The following is a 6,435-nucleotide window of genomic DNA, read 5'->3' on the forward strand; positions in this document are numbered from 1 at the left end:
AATTCGGCTTCTCGACCGCGCCGCTGATCGCGGCCGGCTGCATCATGATGCGCAAGTGCCACCTCAACACCTGCCCGGTTGGCGTCGCCACCCAGGACCCGGTGCTGCGCAAGCGCTTCAAGGGCACGCCCGAACACGTCATCAACTACTTCTTCTTCATCGCTGAAGAACTGCGTGGTTTGATGGCGGAAATGGGTGCGCGCACGCTCATCGAACTGATCGGCCGTTCCGATCTCCTCGATCAGCGCCGCGCCGAAGGCCAGTGGAAGAGCGAAGGCATCGACCTCTCCAAGGTCTTCTACAAGCCCGAGCCGATCGGGGGCGATACGCTCTATCACTCCGAGTTCCAGAACCATCACCTCGAAGCCGTTCTCGACCGCAAGCTCGTCGAACTCGCCAAGCCGGCTCTCGAAGAGGGCAAGGCCGTGCAGATCGAACTGCCGATCCGCAGCCGCGACCGCTCGGCCGGCGCCATGCTTTCGGGCGCCCTCGCCAAAAAGTATGGCCACGAGGGCCTGCCGGAAGACACGGTGTCGATCACCCTCCGCGGCACCGCCGGCCAGGCCTTTGGCGCCTTCCTCGCCAAGGGCATCTCGATCGACATGATCGGCGACGCCAATGACTATGTCGGCAAGGGTCTTTCCGGTGGCCGCATCGTCGTGCGCCCGTCCGATCAGGTATCCTTCGATCCGAGCAAGTCGATCATCGTCGGCAACACCGTCCTCTACGGCGCCATCAAGGGTGAAGCCTATTTCCGCGGCATCGCCGGCGAACGCTTCGCCGTGCGTAACTCGGGTGCAATCGCCGTTGTCGAAGGCACGGGCGACCATGGCTGCGAATATATGACCGGCGGTCTCGTCGTCGTCATCGGCCAGACCGGCCGCAATTTCGCAGCCGGCATGTCGGGCGGCGTGGCCTATGTCCTCGACGAGGACGAGACCTTCCGCAGCCGTTGCAACCTCGCCATGGTCGATCTCGAACCGGTGCAGGAAGAAGAAGACCTGATGCGCAAGCTTCACCACCACGGTGGTGATCTCGAATGGCATGGCCGCGTCGACATTTCCGGCGACATGACCAAGCACGACGACGAGCGCCTGCATCAGCTCATCTCGAACCACCTGCACTATACCGGTTCGACCAAGGCCAAGATGATCCTCGACAACTGGGTCGAAATGCGCCCGAAATTCGTGAAGGTCATGCCGGTCGAATATCGCCGCGCTATCCTCGAGATGGAACGCAAGCGCGGTTCCGGCACCCATGTGGCCGCGGAGTGATGTCGATGACAAAGACTTTGGCCCTGGCTGCCCTCCTGCTTTCAGCCTCTGTGGCTCCGGCGCTCGCAGCGCCGGAAGCTGCAGTGGTGCTGAATTACCGTCTGCAGGACGGCTCGACCAAATCGCTGCTCTTCACGGCGCCCGCGGGGCTTAGCCTTGCCGATTGCCGGAGCAGCTATCGCGATCAGCTTCCAACCTTTAAGCGTCAGGTTGAAGCGATGAAAATCCCGGAATTCGCCGGCGCCGAGTTCGACTCGGCAAGCTGCGAACCCTATTCCGAAGACCTGTTGAAGTAAGGAGCAAAGCCATGGGTAAGGTAACAGGCTTTCTCGAGATCGAACGCGAAGAACCGCGCTACGAGCCGGCGTCCGACCGCATCCGTCACTTCGGTGAATTCACCATTCCGATGACGGAAGGTCGCATCGTCGATCAGGCGGCGCGCTGCATGGATTGCGGCATTCCGTTCTGCCACGGCGATACCGGCTGCCCGGTCCACAACCAGATCCCGGACTGGAACGACCTCGTCTATAACAACGATTGGGAAGAGGCTGCGCGCAACCTCCACTCGACCAACAATTTCCCCGAATTCACCGGCCGCATCTGCCCCGCCCCGTGCGAGGAAGCCTGCACGCTGAACCTGGAAGACGTTCCGGTCGCCATCAAGACGGTCGAACAGGCCATCGCCGACAAGGCGATCCGCGCCGGTTGGGTCAAACCGCAGCTCCCCAAGATCAAGACCGGCAAGAAGGTCGCCGTCGTCGGCGGCGGTCCCGCCGGCATGGCTGCGGCCCAGCAGCTCGCCCGTGCCGGTCACGAGGTTCACCTCTTCGAGCGTGAGCCCAAGGCCGGTGGCCTGCTCCGCTATGGCATCCCCGACTTCAAGATGGAAAAGGAACACATCGACTTCCGCACCACCCAGATGGAAGCCGAAGGCGTCACCTTCCACTATGGCGCCAATATCGGCGTCAACGTCCCGCTCTCCGATCTGCAGCGCGATCATGACGCGGTGCTGCTCTGCGGCGGCTCCGAACGTCCGCGTGAAGTCGACGTCGAAGGCCAGCAGTTCAACGGCGTTCACTACGCCATGCCCTTCCTCGTGCAGCAGAACCGTCGCGTCGGCTACGAAGACGTTTCCCACGAAGTCCAGCTCACCGCCGCCGGCAAGCATGTCGTCGTCGTCGGTGGTGGCGATACTGCCTCTGACTGCGTCGGCACCTCGTTCCGTCAGGGCGCCATCGCCGTGACCCAGCTCGACGTCCGCCCGATGCCGCCCGAACTCGAAGACAAGATGACCAACTGGCCCAATTGGGCGGTCAAGATGCGCACCTCGTCCTCCCAGGCTGAAGGCGCTATCCGCGAGTTCTCCGCCGGCACCATGAAGATCATCGGCAATGCTCGCGGTGAAGTCACCGGAGTCGAATGCGCCCGCGTCGACCGCAAGCGCCAGCCGATCCCCGGCTCAGAATTCATCATCAAGGCCGACCTCGTGCTCCTCGCCATCGGCTTTGCCGGCCCGGTGCACGACGGCATGCTGGCCGAACTCGGCGCCGACTACGACAAGCGCGGCAACCTGTTTGCCGACACCATGACCTACCGCACGACCAAGCCCAAGGTTTACGCCGCCGGCGACATGCGTCGAGGTCAGTCCCTCGTCGTCTGGGCCATCCGCGAAGGCCGCCAGGCCGCCCGCTCCATCGATTTCGATCTGATGGGCAAGACGGACCTGCCGCGCTGAGAAGCGTACCAAAGGCAAGATCGCTCCACTGGAGCGATCTTCGCTGAGCCGGCCATGCTCGAATGGCGCCCCACCCCAAACGTCACCCTCGGGCTCAACCCGAGGGCCCTGCGCTTAGGCCGTCTCCAGTGGATAGTCTGCAGTAGACACCGCCACAAACACCAACGCCCCTCGGGCTCCTCGCCATCGGCTTCGCCGGCCCGATGCACGACGGCATGCTGGCCGAACTCGACGCCAACTACGACAAGCGCGGTAACCTGTTTGCCGACACCATGACCTACCGCAAGACCAAGCCCAAGGTTTACGCCGCCGGCGACATGCGTCGCGGTCAGTCCCTCGTCGTCTGGGCCATCCGCGAAGGCCGCCAGGCCGCCCGCTCGATCGATTTCGATCTCATGGGCAAGACGGACCTGCCGCGCTGAGAAGCGCACCAAAGGCAAAATCGCTCCGGTGGAGCGGTTTTAGCTGAGCAGGCCATGCTCGAATGGCACCCCGCCCTCAAGCGTCACCCTCGGGCCCCACCCGAGGGTTCTGCACTTAAGCCGTCTCCAGTAGATAGTCTGCAGTAGACAACCGCCACAAACACCGACGCCTCTGACCCGACCCGAGGGCTCTGGCCTTAGGCCGTCTCCGGCGGATAGTCTCAGTAGACAGTCTCCAATAGACGGCCGCCACAAACACCGACGCCCCTCGGGGCCGTTCCGATGGCTCCGCGCATAAGCCATCCCCGGCAGATATTCTCCACTGGACTGTCTCCAGTAAACAGCCGCCACAAACTCCGACGCCCTTGGGGCCGATCCGAGGGCTCTGCGCTCAAGCCATCTCCGGCAGATAGTCTCCAGTGGACAGTCTCCAGTAAACGGCCTCCACAAACACCGGCGCCCTTGGGCCCGACCCGAGGCCTCTGCGCTTAAACCGTCCCCGGCAAATCTCCAGTGGACAGTCTCCGGTAAACAGCAACCACAAACACCGATGCCCTTGGGGCGCCCCGGGGGCCCACCCTCAAAAAATGGCAGCAGCAAACACCGATGCCCCCGGATCACCGCCGGGGGCATCGTCGTTCTGTGACCTATTCCGCCAGCCGCTACCCTCGATGCCAACAGTCTGCTAACAGTCTCGCGCTTGCGTTACTCGGATCTGCCATGACCCAAAAGCCCTACGTCGTCGACGAACTGATCTCCGCCAAGGCCATCGCCGCCCGCGTCGAGGCCCTCGCAAAAGAGATTTCGACCCATTTCGCCGACACCGACAAACTGGTCGTCGTCGGGCTTTTGCGCGGTTCGTTCATCTTCATCGCCGACCTCGTCCGCGAACTCGACCTGCCGGTGGAAGTGGATTTCATCGAAGCGTCCTCCTATGGAAACGCGATGGAATCGAGCCGTGAAGTCCGTATTCTGAAGGATCTGCGCGGCGAAATCGGCGGCCGCGACGTGCTGGTTGTCGAAGATATTATCGATACGGGCCATACACTTAAGCACGTCCTCGAAATCCTCGAGACGCGCCATCCCCGCCGCATGGAAGTCTGCGCCCTGCTCTCAAAGCCCAGCCGCCGCGAGACCGAAATCAATGCCAAATGGCTCGGCTTCGAGATCCCCGACCGCTTCGTTGTCGGCTACGGCATCGACTACGCCCAGCGCAACCGCAACCTCCCCCACATCGGCGCCGTCCGTTTCACCGAAGAAAATTAGCACGGGCCGGGATTAAACCCGCCGCGCCGGTGTTTGTCTCTTTGCGGGCCGCATAAAGCGCCCGCCAAGAGGAGACACATCATGATCCTGCGTTCGCTTCTGGCCGGTGCAGCGGCCCTCGCCCTCATCGTCGCCCCGACCTTTGCCACCGACTATCTCGGCGGCGCGGTCAAATCCACCGACATTGGCGGCAAGATGGTGCTGACCGATGCCAATGGCATGACCCTTTATATCTTCGACAAGGACACCGCGGGCGTCACCAATTGCTACGACACCTGCGCCGAGAAGTGGCCGCCGCTGTTTGCCGATGCTTCTGCAGCGGCCGAAGGCGATTTCACCCTGGTCGACCGCACCGACGGCACCAAGATGTGGGCCTACAAGTCCATGCCGCTTTACTACTGGTATGAAGACACCGCAGCCGGCGACATCAAGGGTGACGGCGTCGGCGACGTCTGGCATCTTGCCATCGAATAACCCCGAGGCCTTTCTTGGTCGACATCCTGCATGAGATTGAGGCCGCCGTGCCGGCGCTCAGGCGTTACGCCCGGGCGCTGACACGCGATTTCGATCGCGCCGATGATCTCGTGCAGGATTGCCTCGAACGGGCCCTCGCCAAGCGCGGTCTCTTCCGGCCGAAGGGCCCGGTCCGCGCCTGGCTTTTCACCATCCTCGTCAATGTCCATCGCAATAGTCTGCGCGGTGCGCGCCGCCGCGGCGAGCCGGTGAACCTTGCCGATATCCCCGAGCCGTCGGTGCCGGCCCCGCAGCCCGGGCATATGGCGCTGGCCGAACTGGATCGAGCCATAGGTTCCCTCCCACATGAACAGAAGGAGGCACTGCTGCTGGTCACTCTCGAAGGCCTTCCCTATGCCGAGGCAGCCGCAATTCTCGACATTCCCCTCGGCACGCTGATGAGCCGTCTCGGCCGCGCCAGGGCCGCGTTGAAGACACTGACTGGCATACCGTCCGAACCGCATTTAAGAACCGTGAAATGAGCGACATCACCCGCGACACATTGATGGCCTATGCCGACGGCGCGCTCTCCCCAGCGGACCGGGCGGAGGTCGACGCCTATCTCGCAGGCAACGCCGACGCCGCCGCCGAAGTCGCCCTGATGCAACGCCAGGCCAATGCCATCCGCACCCTCTATGGACCCGTCGCCGCCGAACCGATGCCGCCTCGGCTATCGGTCGAAAAACTGCTGCAAGCCCAGCAAAGGCGCCGCAACCGCTTCTTCATGGGGGCGGCCGCCGCTGTTCTCATGCTCGGCCTGGGCCTCGGCGCCGGCTGGCTGCTGCGCGGCCAGATGGACACGCCCGGAATTGCCGACCGCCTCATCGCCGACGCCGTCAGCGCCCATACCGTCTATGTGCTTGAAAACCGCCACGCCGTCGAAGTGAACGGCGCCGATAGCGAGCACCTGTCCTCCTGGCTCTCGAACAGGCTGCAGACGACGCTCGCCATGCCCGACCTCAGCGCCTCCGGCCTGACCTTCCTTGGCGGCCGTCTGCTTCCCGCTCCCAATGTGCCCGGCGGCCGCGCCGCCCAGCTCATGTATGAAGACACGGCCGGCGCACGCTTGACGCTTTACGTGACGCCCTCGCCCGGCCCCGACACGCCCAGCTACGAGCTGGCCAATCTCGGCCTCGATACGGCGCTCTTCTGGGCTGATGCCGCGATCAGTTGCACCATCACGGCCCCCTATCCGGCCGAAAAGCTGCAGGCCATCGCCCGCACC

General features: G+C 63.4%; 7 protein-coding genes and 1 pseudogene. All 8 read left to right on the top strand.

Annotated features, from left to right (window positions below):
• The coding region (locus ABW043_RS09920; RefSeq protein ID WP_353921050.1) for a GltB/FmdC/FwdC-like GXGXG domain-containing protein at positions 1 to 1,274 on the top strand (1,274 nt) is incomplete at its 5' end.
• 5 nt (positions 1,275 to 1,279) lie between these two features.
• Entirely contained in the window at positions 1,280 to 1,570 is a 291-nt protein-coding gene (locus ABW043_RS09925; RefSeq protein WP_353921051.1) for a hypothetical protein, read from the top strand.
• A gap of 11 nt (positions 1,571 to 1,581) precedes the next feature.
• The gene (locus ABW043_RS09930) at positions 1,582 to 3,009 is read left to right on the top strand and encodes a glutamate synthase subunit beta (RefSeq protein WP_353921052.1); all 1,428 of its coding nucleotides are present in this window, start codon (positions 1,582 to 1,584) and stop codon (positions 3,007 to 3,009) included.
• 170 nt (positions 3,010 to 3,179) lie between these two features.
• A pseudogene (gene gltD / locus ABW043_RS09935) lies at positions 3,180 to 3,431 on the top strand (glutamate synthase); the annotation flags it as partial.
• A 720-nt stretch (positions 3,432 to 4,151) separates the two neighbouring features.
• On the top strand, positions 4,152 to 4,697 hold the full coding sequence (gene hpt, locus ABW043_RS09940) for a hypoxanthine phosphoribosyltransferase (protein ID WP_353921053.1): 546 nt from the start codon (positions 4,152 to 4,154) through the stop codon (positions 4,695 to 4,697).
• Between the two features lie 81 nt (positions 4,698 to 4,778).
• Complete coding sequence (locus tag ABW043_RS09945; protein ID WP_353921054.1) at positions 4,779 to 5,171, top strand: COG4315 family predicted lipoprotein; 393 nt, start codon at positions 4,779 to 4,781, stop codon at positions 5,169 to 5,171.
• Positions 5,172 to 5,185: 14 nt separating this feature from the next.
• Entirely contained in the window at positions 5,186 to 5,692 is a 507-nt protein-coding gene (locus ABW043_RS09950; RefSeq protein WP_353921055.1) for a sigma-70 family RNA polymerase sigma factor, read from the top strand.
• The coding region (locus ABW043_RS09955) for an anti-sigma factor family protein (protein ID WP_353921056.1) at positions 5,689 to 6,435 on the top strand (747 nt) is incomplete at its 3' end. The genes ABW043_RS09950 and ABW043_RS09955, both read left to right, overlap by 4 nt.

Origin of the sequence: Devosia sp., assembly GCF_040509215.1 — a bacterium.
In the GTDB taxonomy this organism is placed as follows: Bacteria; Pseudomonadota; Alphaproteobacteria; order Rhizobiales; family Devosiaceae; genus Devosia.

What these genes read in the sequence shown, in the direction of transcription:
- ABW043_RS09925 (WP_353921051.1), top strand. Translation starts at nt 1,280, where the DNA reads ATGACAAAGACTTTGGCCCTGGCTGCCCTCCTGCTTTCAGCCTCTGTG.
- ABW043_RS09930 (WP_353921052.1), top strand. Translation starts at nt 1,582, where the DNA reads ATGGGTAAGGTAACAGGCTTTCTCGAGATCGAACGCGAAGAACCGCGC.
- hpt (WP_353921053.1), top strand. Translation starts at nt 4,152, where the DNA reads ATGACCCAAAAGCCCTACGTCGTCGACGAACTGATCTCCGCCAAGGCC.
- ABW043_RS09945 (WP_353921054.1), top strand. Translation starts at nt 4,779, where the DNA reads ATGATCCTGCGTTCGCTTCTGGCCGGTGCAGCGGCCCTCGCCCTCATC.